Consider the following 20,050-nt stretch of genomic DNA (forward strand, 5'->3'; position numbering starts at 1 on the left):
GTCCGGATCAGCGCGTCGACCGGCCGGGACAGGTCCACGACCGCGAGCTGCTCGGCCTGGCCGCCGCGTGCGCACGCCCACGCCCGCAGCCGCCCGTCGCTCGACCCGGCCGCGACATCGGGCCGCAGGTCGCGGTCGCCTTCCCCGCACCCGGCCGCGCGCTGGTGCGGACCCGCCACCGCGACCACCGCGTCCGCACCGTCGCGGAGCACGTCCGCCTCGTGCCGCGGCCACGGCGGGCGCTCGCGGTAGCTCGCGCGCACCGCGCGAGCCTACTGCTCGTACCAGGTCCGCCGGGCCGGGACCGACACGAGTTCGCGTTCCGGGTAGCGCAGGGCGGTGAGCCTGCCGCCGAACGCGCAGCCGGTGTCCAGGCACAGGGTTCCGTTGACCCACCGGGGTTCCTCGATCGGCGTGTGTCCATAGAGGACGGTCGCCGCGCCCCGGTACTCCTCGGCCCACGGCTGCCGGACGGGGAAGCCGCGCGCGTCGACCTCGCCCGTCGTCACGCCCCACAGCGCCAGGCTCCGCGCCTTCGGCGACTCGACGCCGTGGTAGCGCTCGGGCAGCCCGGCGTGGGCGACCACCAGCCGCCCGCCGTCCAGCACGTAGTGCGGCACCAGCGCGTCGCAGAACTCCAGCACCTCGCGGCGGAACTCCGCCGACTCGCCCGCCAGCTGCGCCAGCGACTTCTCCAGCCCGTGCGCGACCCGCACGTTGCGCCCCTGGAGCGCCTTGACCAGCTTCTCCTCGTGGTTGCCGCGCACCGAGCGCGCCGTGCCCGCCTTCACCATGCCCATGACCAGGCGCAGCACCGCCGGCGTGGCGGGGCCCCGGTCGACCAGGTCGCCGACGAACAGCGCCGTGCGGCCGTCCGGGTGGTGCGCGCCGTCCGGCTCCACGCGGTAGCCCAGCTCGCGCAGCAGGTGGACCAGCTCGGTGTGGCAGCCGTGCACGTCGCCGATCACGTCGAACGGTCCGGTCTCGTGGCGCAGGTCGTTCGGCGCGGGTTCGGCGATCTCCATGCCACCAGTCTGCTCGACCGGTCGCCGGGCGTGGTGGGAATTACTGTGGAGCCATGACGAACCGGCTCGCGTCCTCGACCAGCCCGTACCTGCTCCAGCACGCCGACAACCCGGTGGACTGGCACCCGTGGTCGCCCGAGGCGTTCGCCGAGGCGCGGGAGCGGGGCGTGCCCGTGCTGCTGTCGGTCGGGTACGCGGCCTGCCACTGGTGCCACGTCATGGCGCACGAGTCGTTCGAGGAGCCGACCACCGCGGCGTACATGAACGAGCACTTCGTGAACGTCAAGGTCGACCGCGAGGAGCGGCCGGACGTCGACGCGGTGTACATGGCGGTCACGCAGGCGTTGAGCGGGCACGGCGGCTGGCCGATGACGTGCTTCCTCACGCCCGACGGCGAACCGTTCTACGCGGGCACCTACTACCCGCCCGAGCCCCGGCAGGGCATGCCGTCGTTCCGGCAGGTGCTGGAGGCGATCACGCACGCGTGGCGCGAGCAGGGCGACCAGGTGCGCGAGTCGGCCGCGAGCATCGTGTCCCAGCTCGCGTACCAGCCGCTCCCGCAGTCCACTGTGGACGGCGACGTGCTGGACGGCGCGGTCGTGTCGCTGCTCGGCCACTTCGACCGCGCGAACGGGGGTTTCGGCGGCGCGCCGAAGTTCCCGCCGTCGATGGTGCTGGAGTTCCTGCTGCGCGACCACGAGCGCACCGGGTCGGTCGAGGCGCTGTCGATGGCGCGCGCGACGTGCGACGCGATGGCGTCCGGCGGGCTGTACGACCAGTTGGGCGGCGGGTTCGCGCGGTACAGCGTCGACGCGGAGTGGGTGGTGCCGCACTTCGAGAAGATGTTGTACGACAACGCCCTGCTGCTCCGCGTGTACGCGCACCTGAGCCGCCTCGACCCGGCCGAGCGGTACCGGCGGGTGGTGCGCGAGACGGCCGAGTTCCTGCTGCGGACGCTCGGCACCGCCGAAGGCGGGTTCGCCGCCTCGCTGGACGCCGACACCGACGGCGTCGAGGGCCTGACCTACGTGTGGACGCCCGCGCAGCTCGTCGACGTGCTCGGCGTGGAGGAGGGCGCGCGGGCCGCCGTGCTGTACGGCGTCACGCCGGAGGGGACGTTCGAGCACGGCGCGTCCACCCTGCGGATGCTCGGCGAGCCGGACCCGGAGCTGGCGGCGGCGCTGCTGGCGGCGCGGGACCGCCGCCCGCAGCCGGGACGGGACGACAAGGTCGTCACGGCGTGGAACGGCCTGGCGATCACCGCCCTGGCCGAGGCGGGCTCGGCGTTCGGCGAGCCGCGCTGGGTCGCGGCGGCGGTGCGGGCGGCCGAGCTGCTGCTGTCCGTCCACCTGGTCGACGGCAGGCTGCTGAGGACGTCCCGCAACGGCGTGGCCGGCACCGCCGCCGGCGTGCTGGAGGACTACGGCTGCCTCGCCGACGGCCTGCTCGCCCTGCACCAGGCGACCGGGGAGGAGCGGTGGCTGACCGCCGCCTGCGGGCTGCTCGACACCGCGCTCGCCCGGTTCGCGGGCAGCGAGCCCGGCGTCTACTACGACACGGCGGACGACGCGGAAGCGCTGGTCCAGCGGCCGTCCGACCCGGCCGACAACGCGAGCCCGTCCGGCTCGTCGGCCCTGGCGTCCGCGCTGGTCACGGCGTCGGTGCTGGGTGCGCCCCGGCAGGCGGAGTACCGGTCGGCCGCGGAGGCCGCCGTCACGCGGGCCGGTCTGCTGGCCGCCCGCGAGCCCCGGTTCGCGGGTCACTGGCTGAGCGTCGCGGAGGCGTTGGCGCTCGGGCCCGTGCAGGTGGCGGTGGTCGGCGCGGCGCCGGACCTGGTGTCGGCCGCGTGGCGCGGCGTGCACGGCGGCGGCGTCGTGGTGGCCGGTGAGCCGGGCTCCGCGCCGCTGCTGGCCGACCGACCGCTGGTCGACGGGTCGCCCGCCGCGTACGTCTGCCGCGGGTACGTGTGCGACCGGCCGGTCACGACGGTGGACGAGCTGGCGGCGGCGCTTCACCGGTAGCGAACTCGCTTGTCACCCCAGGCAAGCCGAGTAACGTCAGTATCACTGTAATCATGTAATCGAGGTGATGCTGATGGGACGCGAATGGGGCCCGCGCGGGCGGCAGCAGGCCGACCCGCCGTCCGCCGACGACGCGGCGGCCTGGTTCGCCGGCCGGCTGCCCGACGGCTGGTTCACCGGCGCGCCGACCGTGACGGTCGACCGCGAGGAGATCGTGGTGGTCGGCGACCTGCCGCCGCTGGAGGGCGGGTTCACCGACGAGGCGGCGCGGGCGGCGGCCGAGTCGGGCCGCATCAGCCGGTTCCGCGAGGAGACCCGCGACGCCCGCATCGAGATCGCGCGCCAGGCCGAGCACCGCTACCGCCGCAAGGTCGCCTGGGGCGCACGCCTCGGTGGCACGGCGGAACTGTTCACGACGATGTCGGTCCCCGTCATGACCCGGTTGCGGCAACCGGAGCGCAAGGTCCTCGACACGCTGGTGGCGGCGGGCGTCGCCCGGTCCCGCTCCGAGGCGCTGGCGTGGGCCGTGCGCCTGGTCGGCGAGCACGCCGACACTTGGCTGACCGAGCTGCGCGCCGCGATGGCCCGCGTGGACGACCTGCGCGCGCAGGGACCCGACCTGGCGTGATCGTCGTCCCCCCGGCGCGCCTCGGGTACGTTCGGGGACCGGGGGGATCATGACCATCTCGTACGACATCGCGTGGACCCTGGACCCGTCGGCGGCGACGTTCCGCGGCCGGACCACCGCGCGCTTCCGAGGAGCCCGCCCGCACGCCGAACTCGCGGCGGTGGAGGTCGTCCGCGCCACGCTGAACGGGCGGGACGTGCCGTGGGACGGCGAGCGGCTCACCCTCCGCGCGGCCCCCGAGGACAACGTGCTGGAGGTCGACGCGGTCTTCCCGTACGAGAGCGAGCGCGGGTTCCGCAAAGCGACCGACGACGGCGACACGTACCTCTACACGCTGCACTACCCGCAGTGGGCCAAGCGCAGCTTCTGCTGCCTCGAACCCGACCGGCGGGCCGCCTTCGCCCTCACCGTCGACACACCCGGCCCGGTGCTCACCAGCGACACGGCGTTCCCGATCGTCCCCTACGCCGTCACCGTCGCCGCCGGACCGTGGTCGGAGGTGGGCGACGACGTGCACGTGATGCGGTCGCGCGCCGTCGAGCGGGACAAGGGCGAGGAGGTGTCCCGCCTGCTCAAGCGGTCGATCGCCTACTTCGAGCACCTGCTGGGCGTGCCGTACCCGTACCGGCGGTGCCGGGCGGTGTTCGTGCCCGAGCTGCCCATCCTGGCCTTCTCGGCGCCGGGGCTGATCATGTTCGACGACGGCGCCCTCAACGCCCTGACGTCCCGCGAACCGAGGTACGCGGTGACCGTGGTCAGCCACGAGGTGGCGCACCAGTGGGCGGGCAACCTGGTCGACAGCGAGCCGTGGCTGGTGGAGGGCCTGGCGACCTACCTGAGCCGGCTCGCGACGGAGGAACTGCTGCCCGGCAGCCGACCGTGGTCGGAACTGGACACGGCACCCCTGCCGGACCGCGCCTACCTGCCCCACCTGACCCGCGTGGCGGCCGTGGAGGAGGCCATCGGGCGGACCGCCCTCGTCCAGGGCCTGACCACCTGCTTCCGCCGCCACGCGCACGCGACCGCGAGCTGGGCCCACCTCCAGTCGTACTGGCGGCAGTGACCCGGACCCGGCCTGATCACGGCAACAGGGGTAAAACCGCAGGTCAGGAGTAGATCGCGAACCAGATGGCGATGGGCGATGTTCTGATCCCAGGCAGGCCACTCCGTGCCTACCGAAGATCGACATGGCCCTCAACGCCGCCTCCGTACCCGTTGGCAAGGCGGCGAAGCCGTCGCGCCAGCCGATCGCCGCGCCCAGCCCTGCCAAGCCCATGACCGCGCGATCCACCGAAGCCCGGACGCCGGAAGCAGCTCGTAGCCCTGGCAGTCCTCCTGTCAGGCGCGCCGCCACGTGGCACCGACTCCCGCGCACGGCCGCTGGGCGGAGCGAAGCGGGAGCCCGGCGCGCCGTGATGCGGGACGTCGGTGCCAACGCAGGCCGCTCCCGATGCTCGGATGCGGGCCGTTCAGCTCGCCCTGCCGGCCGAGTACAAGATCGCACTCGTGCTCGCCGCCGGTGCGGGACTGCGGCAGGGGGAAGTCTTCGGTCTGGCCGTCGAGGACATCAACCGAGAGGCGCTGGCGCTGAACGTGGTCCGACAGGTCCGCATCGTCGGCAACCAGCTCGTGTACGCGCCGCCCAAGAGCAAGAAGGCGCGAACGGTGCCGCTCGGTGACGGCGTTCTGGACGCCCTGGATGACCACATGGCGGCCTTCCCGCCGGTCGACGTCACCCTGCCGTGGGAACGGCCCGGCGGGGAGCCGGTGACGGCCCGGCTCGTGCTCTCGATGGACGGCACGGCGTGTCGGCGGCAGGTGTTCAACATGGGCGTGTGGCGTCCGGCGTTCGCGGCGGCCGGGTTGGAGTACCGGCCGCAGGAGGACGGGATGCACGGGCTGCGGCACCTCTACGCGTCCAGCCAGTTGGAGAACGGCGTCTCCATCAAGGCCCTGTCGCTGAACCTCGGGCACCACGATCCGGGCTTCACGCTCCGGACCTACACCCACCTGATGCCCACCAGCCACGACCGGAGCCGCGCCGGGCCGCCGACCGCCCCTTCAAGCCGAAGAGGCGGCCTGACGGCCTGGAGACGGCCTGATCATGGAAAACAGGGGTGTTGAGAGGGTAAAACCGCAGGTCAGGAGTAGATGGCGAACCAGATGGCGATGTAGTGGCACAGCGCCGCCAGCACCGTCGCCGCGTGGAAGAACTCGTGGTAGCCGAAGACCCGCGGCCAGGGGTTGGGCCAGCGGGAGGCGTAGAAGATCGCGCCCGCCGTGTACAGCAGGCCGCCGACCAGCAGCAGGACCAGTGCCGCCACGCCCACGTGGTGCAGCAGGTCGGGCAGCACGAAGACCGCCACCCAACCCAGGGCGATGTAGATCGGCACGCCCAGCCACCTCGGCGCGTGCGGCCAGGCCAGTTTCAGCGTCACGCCGCCCAGCGCGCCCAGCCACACCACGGCCAACACCACGTTGCCGGTGGCCGGCGGCATCGCCAGGAGCGCGAACGGCGTGTAGGTGCCGGCGATGAACACGAAGATCATGGAGTGGTCGAGGCGCTTCATCCACGTGCGCGCCCGGACGCTCACCCAGTTCACCCGGTGGTACAGGGCGCTCACGCCGAACAGGCCGACGACCGTCGCGCCGTACACCGACGTCGCCAGCGCGGCCTTCGTCGACACGGTGGCCGCCGCGAGGGCGATCAGCGTGGCGCCGGTCGCCACCGACACCACGAACGACCAGAAGTGCAGCCAGCCTCGCATCCGCGGGCGCAGCGCGGGGGCCGGCGGTTGGGGGACGGTAGACGTGGTCACCCCTGCGAGGTTACGGGAGCGTAGGTAAGCCGGTCAGCACGCGACGGCGTGACCGCGCCCACCCGGCGTACGCTCTTCCAGCGTGGGTCTTCGCGAACAGGTCAAGAGCGTTCTCCTCAGAGGTTACGAGTTCCGCCTCAACCGATGGCTCGACGGCAAGCAACGGCCGCGACACGTCGGGGTGGTGCTGGACGGCAACCGGCGGTGGGCGAAAGAGGCCGGGTTCACCGACGTCGCGCACGGCCACCGCGCGGGCGCGCGGAAGATCCTGGAACTGCTCAGCTGGTGCCGGGAGGCCGAGGTCGAGGTCGTCACCCTGTGGATGCTCTCCACGGACAACCTGAACCGGCCCGCGGAGGAGCTCGAACCGCTGCTCGACATCATCGCCGACATCGTGGACGAGATCGCCGAGCCGGGTAACCCGTGGCGCGTGCGGCACGTGGGCGCGCTGGACCTGCTGCCCACGGAGACCGCGGCCCGGCTGTCCGCGGCGTCGCTGCGCACCAGGGACCGCACCGGGCTGGAGGTCAACGTCGCCGTCGGCTACGGCGGGCGGCAGGAGATCGCCGACGCCGTGCGCAAGCTGCTCCAGAAGCACGCCGAGTCCGGCGGCACCATCGAGGAACTCGCCGAGGTGCTGGACGTCGACCACATCGCCGAGCACCTGTACACCTCCGGCCAGCCCGATCCCGACCTGCTCATCCGCACGTCCGGCGAGCAGCGGCTGTCCGGGTTCATGCTGTGGCAGTCGGCGCACTCGGAGTTCTGGTTCTGCGAGGCGTACTGGCCGGAGTTCCGCCGCACCGACTTCCTCCGCGCCCTGCGCGACTACGCGATCCGACACCGCCGGTTCGGCTCCTGAAACCCGGAGCTCCGACGCCCGAACGCCCGGAACACGCCCGAGGCACGCCCGGATGGGCACCCCGCCGCGCCTTCCGCACCGCGGCGCCCGACGCCCTCGACCACTCCGCTGACCGACACTTCCGCCGGGCGACCACTCCGCTCCCCGGCGCCCCGCTCCGCCGCGACCGCCTGGTGGCACCGCTGCGCCGCCACCGGTGCGCTCCTCCCGGACGCCGCACCCACCGCGACCGGACACCGACCCGGTAAGGCCGAAGGGCGGCACCCCCCGTCCAGGGGTGCCGCCCTTCGACCGGACGCGGGCGGGACTCAGTCCTCCCACTCCAGCGAGTCGTTGTCGTCGTTGTCGTCGTTGTCGTCGTTGTCCGTGTTGACGCAGGAGCTGTTGTCGTTGTGCGACAGGATCGGCACGGCGATGACGTTGACCTCGAGCTGGCAGACGTTGAGGTTGCTCAACACGTCGGAGTCGTCGTTCAGGTTGAGCAGGCCGAGCTGCTCGTCGTCGCCGTCTTCCTCGCCCTCGTAGGTCTCGACGTCGAGCTCGCCGATCGCCGTGTTGCCGTGCCCGTGGTCGTGGCCGTAGTTGGGCGTCGCGAAGGCGGGGGAGCCCAGCATCATGAGACCGGCCGCGGCGATGGCGACGGCGCTCGCCTTCTTCATCATGAAAAACACACTCCTCTAATAGGAAATGGTGATGACACCCGGAATCTCAGCCGAGCATTCGGGGAGTCTGGCGGCTCAGGCGGTTGTGCCTTCGCCCCGGTAATTTACCCGGCGCCAGTGTGGATCGCAGCAACCCGACACCATCGTGTGAATGATTGCTTCCCGGTTATCCCGAACGACCTCGGGGTCGGACCGGCGGCACCGGTTTCGCCTATCGCGCCGTGCCGGAAAAGGCGTGCCGGGCGGTTCGGCCCCGGAACTCGCGCGGTGGCGGGAAAACCGGAATGTCGTACCGGCCGAAGGCGGGCGGCTCGTGGCTGGGAGGCGCGGGTCCGCGGTGACCGAGGGAGGTCACCGCGGACCCGCGGCGACCCGAGGGCCGGAGGTGCGGATGGTTCCGGCGTTCGGGTTCCTCGAAGGACGACATGTCGACCTCGACGGACCGGGAGCGGCGCGGCGCGGTGTGCGGCCGCCGCGGGAGCGACCCCGCGCCGCGCGCCGGTCAGTCCTCGTACTCCAGCGAGTCGTTGTCGTCGTTGTTGTCGTTGTCGTCGTTGTCGGTGTTGACGCAGGACTGGCCGCCGCCGTTACCGTAGCCGTCGTTGTGCGACAGGACCGGGATGCCGATGACGTTGATCTCGATCTGGCAGAGGTTGATGTTGCTCGCCAGGTCCGAGTCGTCGTTGAAGTTGATGAGCCCGATCTGGCCGTCGTCGCCTTCCTCTTCGCCGTCGTAGGAGTCGACGTCCACGTCGTTGGCGGCGAAGTGGTGGCCGTCCGCGAAGTGGTGGCCGTCGGCGAAGTGGCCGTGCTCGTGCGGTTCACCGGCCACGGCGAATGCCGGCGCGCCGATCATCATCAGCCCGGTCACGAGCCCGGCGACGGTGCTTGCCTTCTTCAGCACTTCTGCTCTCCTCTTCGTGGGTTTCCCGTTCAACCCTGCTCTGCTCGTAACCCCGGAAGCGGGTTCGTCAAGCGCGGAAACTACCGAAGATCGGCCGCCTGCTGGATCTGTATAACACCATTGTGTGATGCGGGGATCGCCACTCTTCCCCCGTTGCGGTACTTCTTTCCAGTGCAATGGTCAGGGGTGGGGGGTTGTGGTAAACCGATGGACCATCTCGTACCCTCTCCAGTTCGTGGACGGCGACCGGATCGTGCGGGAGTACCAGCTCCTCGGGCTGCGGCTCGGGAAACTGGCGCCGGGGCTGGTGGATTCCTTCACCGGCGACCCCGCGCTGCGCCGGCAGGTGGACGACGAGCCGCGGCCGCACCCGGTCGCCCTGGCCGAGCGCGCCGCGCTGCTGCGCCGCGAGCTGGTCGGCGCCGAGACCCTGGCGGAGCCGCGCCGCCGGTTCCTCGACGCCCACCTGACCGCGCTGGGGTGCACCGCGCGCAAGCTCGCCGGCGTGCGGGTGGCGTTCGTGGACGAGGTGCGGGCGTACTTCCAGGTCGACATCCGGCCGGGGAACCCGGACGCCTACCGCCGCGCGCACGCCCGGCTGGACGAGGTGCTGCCCGGCCGCGGTTCGCCCGCCGAGCGGCTGGCCGACCACCGCGCCCGCGACGCCGTGCCGCCCCGCAAGCTGGAGGCCGCCGTGCACGCCCTGTCCCGCGCGCTGCGCGACGAGGTGCGGCGGCACTTCGCGCTGCCCGCGCACGAGGCCGTCGAGTACGAGGTCGTCGGCGACCGGCCGTGGAGCGGGTTCAACCACTACCTGGGCGGCTTCCGGTCCAGGGTGGCGATCAACGCCGACCTCGGCCACCGCCTGTCGAACCTGCCGCACCTGGTCGCCCACGAGGCGTACCCCGGCCACCACACCGAGCACTGCCGCAAGGAGGCCGGCCTGGTCGGGGAGCGCGGGCACGCCGAGCAGTCGATCTTCCTCATCAACACGCCGCAGTGCCTGATGGCCGAGGGCGCGGCCGAGCTGGGCCTGCACGCGGCGGTGGGTCCGGGCTGGGGCCGGTGGACCGAGTCGGTCCTGCGCGAGGAGGGCCTGCGCCTGGACGGCGACCAGGCGGAACGGGTCGAGGAGGCCGCCGCCGGCCTGCTCACCGTGCGGCAGGACGCGGCGCTGATGCTGCACGACCGGCGCGCGTCGGAGGACGACGTGGTGGCGTTCCTGCGGCGCTGGCTGCTGGTGCCCGAGCGGCGGGCGCGGCAGATGGTCCGGTTCCTGGCCGACCCGCTGTGGCGGGCGTACACGACGACCTACGTGGAGGGCGCGCGGCTGGTCCGCGCCTGGCTGGACCTGCGTCCACCTTCTGGGACGTTGGCTGAGCGTTACCTGAGACTTCTGGACGAGCCGATGGTGCCCGAAGCGCTGGCGGAGGACCTGCGCGCCGGGGTGCCGAGGCTGCCGCGCGGCGCCGGCCGGCACCCGCCTCCCGACCCGGCGCACCGGCGCTGAGCTGCGCGGACGGTTGCGGGGCCGCCCGCGCTCGCCGAACGGCGGCCGGCCGGCCCCGGTCGAGTGGCGAGTTGTCCGCAGTTCGGCGGCCAAGTGACGAATGGGCGAATCACCTGGGTGGCTGCCTGCAAACCGGGTGCCGGCGGAGGTAACTTCCGAATTGGCGGGCCGCGTCCACTGCGGACCGCGCAGGGAGGCCCTGATCGTGGCTGTCACGAGCGCGAGGGGGCCGGCACCCGGCCCTCGTGGTCGGCGCGCCTGAGGCGTGCCGGTCGATCGGGGTGGTGCCTGGCCCAGCGAGGAGCGGACGCGGGTGCCGCGTTCGTGAGGGAGTTGCCGTGAACGCACGACGACCCGCGAGCCGTTCCTCAGGCTCATCGCGCAGCACTTCCCGGCGCCGTGGCGCGCCACCCGCTCATACGTACGTGGTGGACACGTCCGTGCTGCTCTCCGACCCCCTGGCCACGACGCGGTTCGCCGAGCACGAGGTCGTGCTGCCGCTCGTGGTGATCAGCGAGCTGGAGGGCAAGCGGCACCACCCCGAACTGGGCTGGTTCGCCAGGGAGGCGCTGCGCCTGCTCGACGACCTGCGGCTGCGGCACGGCCGCCTGGACACCCCGGTGCCCATCGGCGAGGTCGGCGGCACCCTGCGCGTCGAGCTGAACCACTCCGACCCGGAGGTGCTGCCCGCGGGTTTCCGCACGGACTCCAACGACGCCCGGATACTGGCCTGCGCGCTCAACCTCGCGGCCGACGGCAACGTGGTCACCCTGGTCACCAAGGACATGCCGCTGCGCGTCAAGGCGGGCGCGGTGGGCCTGGCGGCCGAGGAGTACCGGGCGCACGACGTGACGCTGTCCGGGTACACCGGTATGTCCGACGTGGACGTCGACCAGTCCGTCGTGGACGCGCTCTACCGCGAGAACTCCGTGGACCCGGCGGAGCACGACCTGGGGCACGTGGCCGAGCTGCCGTGCCACAGCGGGCTGCGCCTGCTCGCGGGCACGTCGAGCGCCCTCGGACGGGTGACCCCCGACAAGCGGGTGCGGCTGGTGCGCGGCGACCGGGAGGCGTTCGGGCTGCACGGCCGGTCCGCCGAGCAGCGCGTCGCCCTGGACCTGCTGCTGGACGCCGAGGTCGGCATCGTCTCGCTGGGCGGACGTGCGGGCACCGGCAAGTCGGCGCTCGCGCTGTGCGCGGGCCTGGAGGCGGTGATGGAGCGCCGCCAGCACCGCAAGGTCGTGGTGTTCCGGCCGCTGTACGCCGTGGGCGGGCAGGAGCTCGGCTACCTGCCCGGCTCCGAGAGCGAGAAGATGCAGCCGTGGGCGCAGGCCGTGTTCGACACGCTCGGCGCGCTGGTCAGCCAGGACGTGGTCGAGGAGGTCATGGACCGGGGGATGCTGGAGGTCCTGCCGCTGACCCACATCCGGGGCCGGTCGCTGCACGACTCGTTCGTGATCGTGGACGAGGCGCAGTCGCTGGAGCGGAACGTGCTGCTCACCGTGCTGTCCCGGCTGGGGGCGAACTCGCGGGTGGTGCTCACCCACGACGTGGCGCAGCGGGACAACCTGCGGGTCGGGCGGCACGACGGCGTGGCTGCGGTGATCGAGAAGCTGAAGGGCCACCCGCTGTTCGCGCACGTCACGCTGACCCGTTCGGAGCGGTCGCCGATCGCGGCGCTGGTGACCGAGATGCTGGAGGACTACGCCGGCTGACGCAGTGACGAAAGGGGAGTTCTCCCAATGGGAAGCTCCCCTTTCCCTCTCGTTCATCATATTTCCATTTATGACGAATAATACCGTGGCGCGGGGTCGTCGCCGGTACCCTTGCCCCTGTGTTGACCACGCTGCCGGTCGCCGCCGACGCGCTCACCGCGGAGAACGTCCTGGGTTACGGCGCGCTCGGGGTCGGCATCGTGGCCGCGGTGGCCGCCGCCGTGCTGGCCGTGCGCTCGCAGGCCACCCGGTCCAAGGACCGCCAGCAGCTCGTGGCGGAGGACGTGCAGGCCACCAAGCAGCTGCTGGACGCGCCGCAGGACAACGCCGCGCCGCCGCAGGTCGCGAAGTGGGAGCAGCACGCCACCGAGACCGCCCGCACCCAGCTCGACCTCTACCTGCGCAACTCCGAGGCCGCGCTCCGGCAGAGCGCCACCAGCTTCCGGGTCGGGATGGCCGCCGCCGCGGTCGGCTTCCTGGTCGTCATCGGCTCGCTGGTGTGGCTGCTCGCCGTGGACCGCGACGTGGCGCTGGCCGGTGTGATCAGCGGCGTGGTGTGCGAGGCGATGGCGGCGCTGTTCTTCGCCGAGACCAGGGCGACCAGGGCGCGCACCGCCGCCATGCTCGACCGGGCGCAGGCCGAGGCGGACCGGGTGGTGCGGGCCAGGGCGGCCCTCGCGGTCGCGGCCGACATCAGCGACGTGACGACGCGCGAGACGTTCCTCGCGGACATCGGCCGGTGGCTGCTGGGCACCGAGCCGTCCGCCGAACCCGCGGTTGTGGAGGCGCAGCAGTGAAACACCCGGTCCTGCCGATCGCGCTCGGCGCGGTCGCCCTCGTGCTGATCCTGCTGGGCCTCTTCGCGCTGAACGGGTCGAGCGGCGAGCCCGACGACGGCTGCGTGCCGCTCACCCTGTGGTCGTCGGACGAGAAGGTGCCGCTGCTCCAGGAGATCTCCCGGCGCTACAAGGAGTCCGACCGCAAGACCGACGGCAAGTGCGTGAACGTCGCCGTGTCGGTCCACCCGTCCCAGGACGCGGTGGACGTCCTGGCGGACGCGCCCGGCTCCGACCCGTCGGCCCGCCCGGACATGTGGAGCCCGTCGTCGCGGTACTGGGTGGACAGCCTGCGCAGCGCGATCGCCACCCGGCCGGGCCGGGTCCGCTCGGTGCCGGAGAACCTGCCGACCCTGGCCACCTCGCCGATCGTCATCGCGATGCCCGAGCCGATGGCGCGCGAGCTCGGCTGGCCGGAGGGCGCGATCGGGTGGCGCGACATGATCGCCCTCGCGCAGGACCCGAAGGGGTGGGGCTCGCGCGGCAAGCCGTGGGGCGCGTTCAAGATCGGCAAGACGAACCCGGTGCACTCCACCACCGGCCTGCTGGCCACCATCGCCACCGCGACGGCCCTGTCCGGCACCAGCGACGCGCTGACCTCGTCCGCGTTGGACGACCCGGCGGTCGCGGGCGGGCTGCGCGCGCTGGAGAGCACCGCCGTCCACTACGGCAAGCACTCGGCGGTGTTCGTCCGCAACATGTACGCCGCCGACCAGGAAGGGCGTGCGCTGGACTACGTCAGCGCCGTCGCGCTGGAGGAGAAGGTCGTCCTCGACTACAACCAGGGCGTCCTGGTCGGCGACCCGGTCGCCAGGGACAAGCCGAGGGTGAAGCTCGCGGCGGTGTTCCCGACCGACGGCACGACCGTGTCGGACAACCCGGCGCTGGTCGTCGACGCCGAGTGGGTGACCGACCAGCGCAAGCGGGCTGCGGAGGACTTCCTGCGGTACGTGCAGGAGCAGAAGCCGCTGTTCACCGAGGCCGGGTTCCGCGACGGCGAGGGCAACCCCGGCGCGCGGCACAGCGAGGGGAACGGCACGCCGGCCAACCCGTCGTTCCGGCTCGTCCGCACGCCCGCGTTCGAGGTGGCGGCGGGCGTGCGCGAGCTGTGGCAGCGCAACCGCAAGCGCGCCAACGTGCTGCTCGTGGTGGACGTGTCGAAGTCGATGGAGAAGGTGGTCGACGGGGTCGGGCGGACCCGGCTGGAGCTGGCCAGGGACGCGGCGCTGCTCGTGCCCGGCCAGCTCACCGAGGACGACACGCTGGCGCTGTGGGAGTTCAGCAGCCCGCTGGGCACCGAACCGAGGCCGTGGCGCGAACGGGTCGCGGCCGGGCCGGTGGGCGTCGTGCGGGACGCGTTCGGGCGCGAGGTCGCCGGCCTCCAGCCGACCGGGGCGACCGAGCTGTACGAGTCGACCAGGGCCGCCGTGGAGAGCGTGCGCGGGCGGTACGACCAGGGCCGCATCAACGCCGTCGTGCTGCTCTCGGACGGCCGCAACGAGCCCGCCCGGCCCGAGGGGCTGACCACGCTGGTGAACGGCCTCCAGACGGCCGACAAGGACCGCGTGGTGCGGGTGTTCTCCATCGCCTACGGCGACGAGGCGGACCGGGACGCGCTGGCGAAGATCTCCACCGCCGCGCGCGGCGGCTTCTACGACTCCAGCGACGCGGCGCGCATCGAGTCCGTGATGGCGGACGTGCTGTCGAACTTCTGACCGCCGGCGGCCGGCCGTCGCGGTGGGCGGCGACCGGCCGGTGGTCGGCGCGGCGGGTCGGTGGTTCAGTCCAGCGACCGCCGCATGAAGCCGCGCATGCCCAGCGCGCCGAAGCCGGCGATCGAGGCGAGCAGCACCACGAAGCACACCCACAGCGGCATGTGCGGCACGTCCGGCGCCAGCACCGCGCGGGTGCCCTCGCTGACGTAGGTCAGCGGGTTGAGCGCGCACAGCACCTGGAACCAGCGGAGGCCGTCCAGCTGCGTCCACGGGAACTGCGCGGACCCCGTGAACAGCAGCGGGGTCAGGATGACCGCGAACATCACGTTGATGTGCCGCGGCGACACCGCCGTCCCGACCACCATGCCCAGCGCCGCGCCGGCCAGCGATCCCAGGACGATCACCAGCAGCGCCACCGGCAGGCCCGACACGGGCCACGTGACGTCCAGCACGAGGAACCCGATCGGGACCATCAGGACCGCCGCGAGCAGGCCGCGCAGCGCGCCGAACACCATCTTCTCCACGGCCACCAACGGGATCGGGATGGGCGCGAGCAGCCGGTCCTCGATCTCGCGGGTCCAGGAGAAGTCCAGCACCAGCGGGAGCGTGGTGTTCTGGAGCGCGCCGAGGAACCCGTTCATCGCCACGATGCCGGGCAGCAGCACGGCGGCGAAGTCGCCCTGCACGAACCCGATCTCGCCGAGCACCTTGGCGAAGATGAACAGGACGAAGAACGGCTGGATGATCACCTGCGCGAGGAACGAGGGCAGTTCCCGGCCGGTGACGAAGACGTCGCGCCACAGGATGGCGTTGAACGTGCGCAGCGCCGTCACCGCAGCTCCCTCCCGGTCAGGTGGATGAACACGTCCTCCAGGCTCGGCTTGCCGATCGCGAGGTCGGACACGGCGCAGCCCAGGCGCTCCAGGGCGCGCAGCACGTCCGGCAGCGCCACGGCGGGCGCGACGTCGGTGTAGAGCCGGAACAGGCGCGTCCTCCCGTCGTCTTCGGCGGTGATCTGCTCGACCCGCCGCACACCGTCCACACCGGACAGTTGTCGGTGCGCCGCGTCGGGTCCGGCGCCGTCGAGGGCGACCGTCACGCTGAGCGTGGTGCTGCCCGGCAGCGTGTTGGTCAGCGCGGTCGGTGAGTCCAGCGCGAGCAGCTTGCCGTGGTCGACGATGCCGACCCGGTCGCACAGCTTGTGCGCCTCGTCCATGTCGTGCGTCGTGAGCACGACCGTCACGCCGTCCGCGCGCAGCGCCGCCACGCGTTCGTGCACGAACAGCCTGGCCTGCGGGTCGAGCCCGGTCGACGGCTCGTCCAGGAACAGCACCTTCGGCCGGTGCATCAGGGCGCGCGCGATCATCAGCCGCTGCGCCTGGCCGCCGGACAGCGTGTCGACCAGCGCCTTGGCGTGGTCCCGCAAGCCCATCCGCTCCAGCACCTCGTCCGCGAGCCGGACCCGCTCGGCCCGGCCCAGGCCGTGGTAGGCGGCGTGGAACAGCAGGTTCTGCCGGACGTTGAGCGCGCGGTCCAGGTTGTTGCGCTGCGGCACGACGGCGAGCAGCTGCCGCGCCCGCCGCGAGTCGGCCACCACGTCCACGCCCTCCACCAGGGCTCGGCCCGACGTCGGCCGCACCCTGGTGGTCAGCACGCCCACGGTGGACGTCTTGCCCGCCCCGTTCGGGCCGAGCAGGCCGAACACCTCGCCCCTGCGCACGGTGAACCCCAGACCGTCCACAGCGGGCTTCTTGCCGTTCTTGTAGACCTTCACGAGGTCCGACACCTCTACGGCTTCCTCCACGCCGCACAGCGTATGCAGCCCGTGCAAGCGCTATCGCGGTTCGTGGTCACCGGGCTGCGGCCCGCCGATCCGGCGCGGCCACCGGGCGGTGCGGTCACCAGCCGCCGGGCAGCGGGCGTCCTTCCGCGAACCCGGCGGCCGACTGGATGCCGAGCGTGGCCCGCTCGTGGAACTGCTCCAGGTTCGCCGCGCCCGCGTAGGTGCACGCCGACCGCACGCCCGCCGTGATGGAGTCCAACAGGTCCTCCACGCCGGGGCGCGTCGGGTCAAGGCGCATCCGGGAGGTCGAGATGCCCTCCTCGAACAAGCCCTTCTTGGCGCGCTCGAACGCGTTGTCGGTCCGGGTCCGGGCGCTGACGGCCCGTTTGGACGCCATGCCGAACGACTCCTTGTAGAGCCGGCCCGCCTCGTCGTGGTGCAGGTCGCCGGGCGACTCGTAGGTGCCCGCGAACCACGAGCCGACCATCGCCGCGCTGGCGCCCGCCGCGAGCGCGAGCGCGACGTCCCTCGGGTGCCGCACGCCGCCGTCCGCCCAGACGTGCTTGCCCAGCGCGCGCGCCTGCGCCGCGCACTCGGCGACCGCCGAGAACTGCGGCCTGCCCACGCCGGTCATCATGCGCGTGGTGCACATCGCGCCCGGCCCGACACCGACCTTGACCACGTCCGCGCCCGCCTCGACCAGGTCGCGCACGCCCTCGGCGGTGACCACGTTGCCCGCCACCACCGGCACGGTCGGCGACGCCTCGCGCACGGCCTTCAGCGCGGCCACCATCTTCTCCTGGTGCCCGTGCGCGGTGTCCACGACGAGCGCGTCCACGCCGGCCTTGAGCAGTTCGCCCGCCTTGGCGCGCACGTCGCCGTTGACGCCGACCGCCGCCGCGACCCGCAACCGGCCCTCGGCGTCCAGGGCCGGCGTGTAGACGTCGGCCCGCAGCGCGCCCAGGGCGGTCATGACGCCCCGCAGTCGGCCGTCGGCGTCCACGCCCAGCGCGATCCGCTGCGTGCCGCCGTTGAGCCGGTCGAACACCTCGCGCGGCGGGGTGTCCAGCGGCAGCGTGACGATCCGCTCGTTCGCGACCTCGCTCAGCCGGGTGAACCGGTCGACGCCGCCGCACGCGTCCTCGTCCACCACGCCCACCGGCCGGCCCTCGCCGTCCACGACGACGACCGCGTTGTGCGCCCGCTTGTGGATCAGGTTGTGGGCGTCGGCCACCGAGTCGCCGGGGGTGAGGGTGAGCGGCGTGTCCCACACCGGGTGCCGGTCCTTCACCCACGCGACGATCTCCGCGACCGCGTCCGGGGCGACGTCCTGCGGCAGCACCACGAGCCCGCCGCGCCGCGCCACGGTCTCGGCCATGCGCCGCCCGGCGACCGCGGTCATGTTCGCGACCACGATCGGGATGGTCGCCCCCGTGCCGTCGGAGGTCGACAGGTCGACGCCGAACCGGGACTCCACGGCCGAGCGGCCGGGCACCAGGAAGACGTCGTCGTAGGTCAGGTCGTAGGTGGGCCGATGCCCTTCGATGAATCGCACGAGACCTTGACACTACTCGTCGCGGTGCCGTTCCGCCGCTGGTCGGAAGTACCGGACCGGGCCCGTGCGGAGCGGTTCGGGTTGTGCGTTCCGCCAAGCGCGGCCACCTGCGGCGCGGGCGTGGCGCGCCGGTCACCCCGGTGGATCGGTGCGTTCGGGCTCCCGCAGGGCCGCACCACCCCGGAGCGGCGATCGGTCATCGCGGTCACCGGCCCGACCGGGTTCGCCGCCTCGGTGCGGTGCTCGCCGTCGCGGTGCGGTGCTCGCCGTCGCGGTCCGGGGCCCGCGCTCGCGGTGCGGCACCCGTCGTCACGGACCGGGGCCCGCCGACGGGCCGCCGCCCTTGGGCAGCAGCGCCCGGACCGCGTCGATCGTGTCGGCCTCGGCCGCCGTCTTGTCCGGTCGGTAGCGCACCACGCGCGCGAACCGCAGCGCCACGCCGCCGGGGTAGCGGGGACTGGTCTGCACGCCGTCCAGCTCGATCTCGATCACCAGCTCCGGGCGCACCGCGACGACCCAGTCGCCCCGGTCGGTGGCGATCTCCAGCAGCGCGCGGGTCTGCCACGCGAGCAGCTCGTCCGTCAGGCCCTTGAACGTCTTGCCGACCATGATCGGCGGGCCGCCGTCGGGGTCGCGCGCGCCCAGGTGCAGGTTGGACAACAGCCCCGTGCGCCGCCCGCTGCCCCACTCGACGCCGAGCACCACCAGGTCGAGGGTGTGGACCGGCTTCACCTTCTGCCACGCGCGGCCGCGCCTGCCCGCCGCGTAGGCCGACTCCAGCGACTTGACCACGACGCCCTCCTGGCCCGCCGCCAGCGCCGACTCCAGCACCAGCGCCGCCCGCTGCTCGTCCGGCTCGGCCACGCCCGGCACGACGTGGTCGCCGGCCGCCTTCCGCAGCGCGGCCAGGCGGTCGCGCAGCGGCTCATCCAGCAGGTCGACGCCGTCGAGGTGCAGGCAGTCGAAGAAGAACGGGCTCAGCAGCAGGTCGCGCGTGCTGCCGGGCGGCACCGCCGACGCGGCCGTCCCCGCCGAACCCACCGGAGCGGTCCCCGCCGACTCCGCCGGAGCGGTCCTGGCGGAACCCGCCGGAACGGTCCCTGCCGACGCCGCGGGAGCGGTCCCCGCCAAATCCCCCGGAGCGGTCCCCTCCGGCGCGATGCCGAGCAGCGCGCCGAACCGGCTCATCGTCTCCTGGAACGGCCGCGGCTTGCCGTCGTCGTCCAGCGCCAGCGTCTCGCCGTCCAGCACCACGGACGTGCACGGCAGCCCGCGCACCAACCCCACCAGCTCGGGCACGGTCGCCGTGATCTCCCGCAGGGTGCGGGTGAACACGCGGACCTCCTCGCCCGAGCGGTGCACCTGGATCCGCGCGCCGTCCAGCTTGTGCTCCACCACGCACGGCCCGAGCTCGGCCAGCGCCTCGGGCAGCGACCCCGCGGGCGAGGCCAGCATCGGCCGCACCGGGCGGCCGACCTCCAGCCGGAACGCCGCCAGCGCCGCCTCGCCCGCCAGCGCCGCCACCGCCGTCTCCGGCAGCTGCCCCGACAGCATGAACGCCCGCCGCACCAGCTCGCCCGGCACCTCCGCCGCCCGCGCGACGGCGTCGAGCATCACGCCCTCCAGCGCGCCCTGCCGCAGCTCGCCGGTGAGCAGCCGGCGCAGGAAGTCCTGCTCCGCCGCCGTCGCCCGCCCGAACAGCCGGGTCAGCGCCTCGGCCCGCCGCCGCACCGCGCCCTTGCCCGCGATCGACGCGTACGCGCCCAACGCCTCGTCCACCTCGGACACCGTCAGCTCCGGCCGCTCGACCGGCGGCGGCGCGATGTCGTGGACGGTGCGGTGGCCCGCGCCGACGCGACCCTGGCTCGGCACGCCGATCAGGAACGACACGACCGCGGGCGTGCTCATCCGGCGCACCAGCTCGGCCAGGGCGGTGACCTTGGCCAGGCGGGAGCGCGTCGCCGCCACGGCGGCGGACGTCTCGACGACCTCGGCGAACAGCACGTGGACCAGGA

Annotated in this window: 16 protein-coding genes and 1 pseudogene; 9 read left to right on the plus strand and 8 right to left on the minus strand. The window is 73.0% G+C overall.

Annotated elements, in window-relative coordinates; all coding sequences use genetic code 11:
* Positions 1-278: 278 nt before the first annotated feature.
* A pseudogene (locus C8E97_RS05420) lies at positions 279-1,013 on the minus strand (metallophosphoesterase); the annotation flags it as partial.
* Between the two features lie 65 nt (positions 1,014-1,078).
* On the opposite strand from C8E97_RS05420, the gene C8E97_RS05425 reads away from it, so the two are divergent.
* The 4 genes from C8E97_RS05425 to C8E97_RS05440 all read left to right on the plus strand — a co-directional run bounded on the left by C8E97_RS05425 (position 1,079) and on the right by C8E97_RS05440 (position 5,798).
* The gene (locus C8E97_RS05425) at positions 1,079-3,046 is read left to right on the plus strand and encodes a thioredoxin domain-containing protein (RefSeq protein WP_121002218.1); all 1,968 of its coding nucleotides are present in this window, start codon (positions 1,079-1,081) and stop codon (positions 3,044-3,046) included.
* 73 nt (positions 3,047-3,119) lie between these two features.
* Positions 3,120-3,674 (plus strand): hypothetical protein, encoded by a 555-nt coding sequence (locus C8E97_RS05430; protein WP_121010835.1) that lies wholly within the window; start codon positions 3,120-3,122, stop codon positions 3,672-3,674.
* A 49-nt stretch (positions 3,675-3,723) separates the two neighbouring features.
* Positions 3,724-4,737, plus strand: a complete 1,014-nt coding sequence (locus C8E97_RS05435) for a M1 family aminopeptidase (RefSeq protein ID WP_121002220.1) — start codon at positions 3,724-3,726, stop codon at positions 4,735-4,737.
* Between the two features lie 395 nt (positions 4,738-5,132).
* Positions 5,133-5,798, plus strand: a complete 666-nt coding sequence (locus C8E97_RS05440; RefSeq protein ID WP_121002222.1) for a site-specific integrase — start codon at positions 5,133-5,135, stop codon at positions 5,796-5,798.
* Positions 5,799-5,815: 17 nt separating this feature from the next.
* Here the strand turns inward: C8E97_RS05440 and trhA are convergent, their stop codons facing one another.
* Positions 5,816-6,442: a PAQR family membrane homeostasis protein TrhA gene (trhA, locus tag C8E97_RS05445; protein WP_121002224.1), complete on the minus strand. Its 627-nt coding sequence runs from the start codon at positions 6,440-6,442 to the stop codon at positions 5,816-5,818.
* A 133-nt stretch (positions 6,443-6,575) separates the two neighbouring features.
* On the opposite strand from trhA, the gene C8E97_RS05450 reads away from it, so the two are divergent.
* The gene (locus tag C8E97_RS05450; protein ID WP_121002226.1) at positions 6,576-7,355 is read left to right on the plus strand and encodes an isoprenyl transferase; all 780 of its coding nucleotides are present in this window, start codon (positions 6,576-6,578) and stop codon (positions 7,353-7,355) included.
* Positions 7,356-7,663: 308 nt separating this feature from the next.
* Here the strand turns inward: C8E97_RS05450 and C8E97_RS05455 are convergent, their stop codons facing one another.
* Together C8E97_RS05455 and C8E97_RS05460 are read right to left on the minus strand one after the other, a co-directional pair.
* Positions 7,664-8,017: a hypothetical protein gene (locus tag C8E97_RS05455; protein ID WP_121002228.1), complete on the minus strand. Its 354-nt coding sequence runs from the start codon at positions 8,015-8,017 to the stop codon at positions 7,664-7,666.
* Positions 8,018-8,519: 502 nt separating this feature from the next.
* Positions 8,520-8,921 (minus strand): hypothetical protein, encoded by a 402-nt coding sequence (locus C8E97_RS05460; protein ID WP_121002230.1) that lies wholly within the window; start codon positions 8,919-8,921, stop codon positions 8,520-8,522.
* 196 nt (positions 8,922-9,117) lie between these two features.
* Between C8E97_RS05460 and C8E97_RS05465 the strand changes: the two genes are divergently transcribed.
* The 4 genes from C8E97_RS05465 to C8E97_RS05475 all read left to right on the plus strand — a co-directional run bounded on the left by C8E97_RS05465 (position 9,118) and on the right by C8E97_RS05475 (position 14,697).
* A complete protein-coding gene (locus C8E97_RS05465; RefSeq protein WP_246018690.1) occupies positions 9,118-10,431 on the plus strand; it encodes a DUF885 domain-containing protein in 1,314 nt (437 codons plus the stop codon).
* Positions 10,432-10,856: 425 nt separating this feature from the next.
* Positions 10,857-12,146 carry an RNA 5'-3' helicase PhoH2 gene (gene phoH2, locus C8E97_RS05470; protein WP_121002234.1) on the plus strand — a complete coding sequence of 430 codons (1,290 nt, stop codon included), beginning with the start codon at positions 10,857-10,859 and terminating at the stop codon, positions 12,144-12,146.
* A gap of 119 nt (positions 12,147-12,265) precedes the next feature.
* The gene (locus C8E97_RS34290; RefSeq protein ID WP_170211625.1) at positions 12,266-12,943 is read left to right on the plus strand and encodes a TRADD-N-associated membrane domain-containing protein; all 678 of its coding nucleotides are present in this window, start codon (positions 12,266-12,268) and stop codon (positions 12,941-12,943) included.
* On the plus strand, positions 12,940-14,697 hold the full coding sequence (locus tag C8E97_RS05475; RefSeq protein ID WP_170211626.1) for a substrate-binding domain-containing protein: 1,758 nt from the start codon (positions 12,940-12,942) through the stop codon (positions 14,695-14,697). Before C8E97_RS34290 ends, C8E97_RS05475 begins: the two co-directional genes overlap by 4 nt.
* Before the next feature lie 65 nt (positions 14,698-14,762).
* On the opposite strand, the gene C8E97_RS05480 is transcribed toward C8E97_RS05475, so the two are convergent.
* The 4 genes from C8E97_RS05480 to C8E97_RS05495 form a co-directional block, all read right to left on the minus strand.
* Positions 14,763-15,530 (minus strand): ABC transporter permease, encoded by a 768-nt coding sequence (locus C8E97_RS05480; protein ID WP_121002239.1) that lies wholly within the window; start codon positions 15,528-15,530, stop codon positions 14,763-14,765.
* Positions 15,527-16,501 carry an ABC transporter ATP-binding protein gene (locus tag C8E97_RS05485; RefSeq protein ID WP_121002241.1) on the minus strand — a complete coding sequence of 325 codons (975 nt, stop codon included), beginning with the start codon at positions 16,499-16,501 and terminating at the stop codon, positions 15,527-15,529. Before C8E97_RS05485 ends, C8E97_RS05480 begins: the two co-directional genes overlap by 4 nt.
* Positions 16,502-16,595: 94 nt before the next feature.
* Positions 16,596-18,035 (minus strand): GuaB1 family IMP dehydrogenase-related protein, encoded by a 1,440-nt coding sequence (locus tag C8E97_RS05490; protein WP_121002243.1) that lies wholly within the window; start codon positions 18,033-18,035, stop codon positions 16,596-16,598.
* Between the two features lie 309 nt (positions 18,036-18,344).
* Positions 18,345-20,039 carry an ATP-dependent DNA ligase gene (locus tag C8E97_RS05495; protein ID WP_121010837.1) on the minus strand — a complete coding sequence of 565 codons (1,695 nt, stop codon included), beginning with the start codon at positions 20,037-20,039 and terminating at the stop codon, positions 18,345-18,347.
* Between the last annotated feature and the right edge of the window lie 11 nt (positions 20,040-20,050).

Source organism: Saccharothrix australiensis (assembly GCF_003634935.1).
Taxonomy (GTDB): Bacteria; Actinomycetota; Actinomycetes; order Mycobacteriales; family Pseudonocardiaceae; genus Actinosynnema; species Actinosynnema australiense.

What these genes read in the sequence shown, in the direction of transcription:
- C8E97_RS05435 (WP_121002220.1), top strand. Translation starts at nt 3,724, where the DNA reads ATGACCATCTCGTACGACATCGCGTGGACCCTGGACCCGTCGGCGGCG.
- C8E97_RS05430 (WP_121010835.1), top strand. Translation starts at nt 3,120, where the DNA reads ATGGGACGCGAATGGGGCCCGCGCGGGCGGCAGCAGGCCGACCCGCCG.
- C8E97_RS05440 (WP_121002222.1), top strand. Translation starts at nt 5,133, where the DNA reads ATGCGGGCCGTTCAGCTCGCCCTGCCGGCCGAGTACAAGATCGCACTC.
- trhA (WP_121002224.1), bottom strand. Translation starts at nt 6,442, where the DNA reads ATGCGAGGCTGGCTGCACTTCTGGTCGTTCGTGGTGTCGGTGGCGACC.
- C8E97_RS05455 (WP_121002228.1), bottom strand. Translation starts at nt 8,017, where the DNA reads ATGATGAAGAAGGCGAGCGCCGTCGCCATCGCCGCGGCCGGTCTCATG.
- C8E97_RS05425 (WP_121002218.1), top strand. Translation starts at nt 1,079, where the DNA reads ATGACGAACCGGCTCGCGTCCTCGACCAGCCCGTACCTGCTCCAGCAC.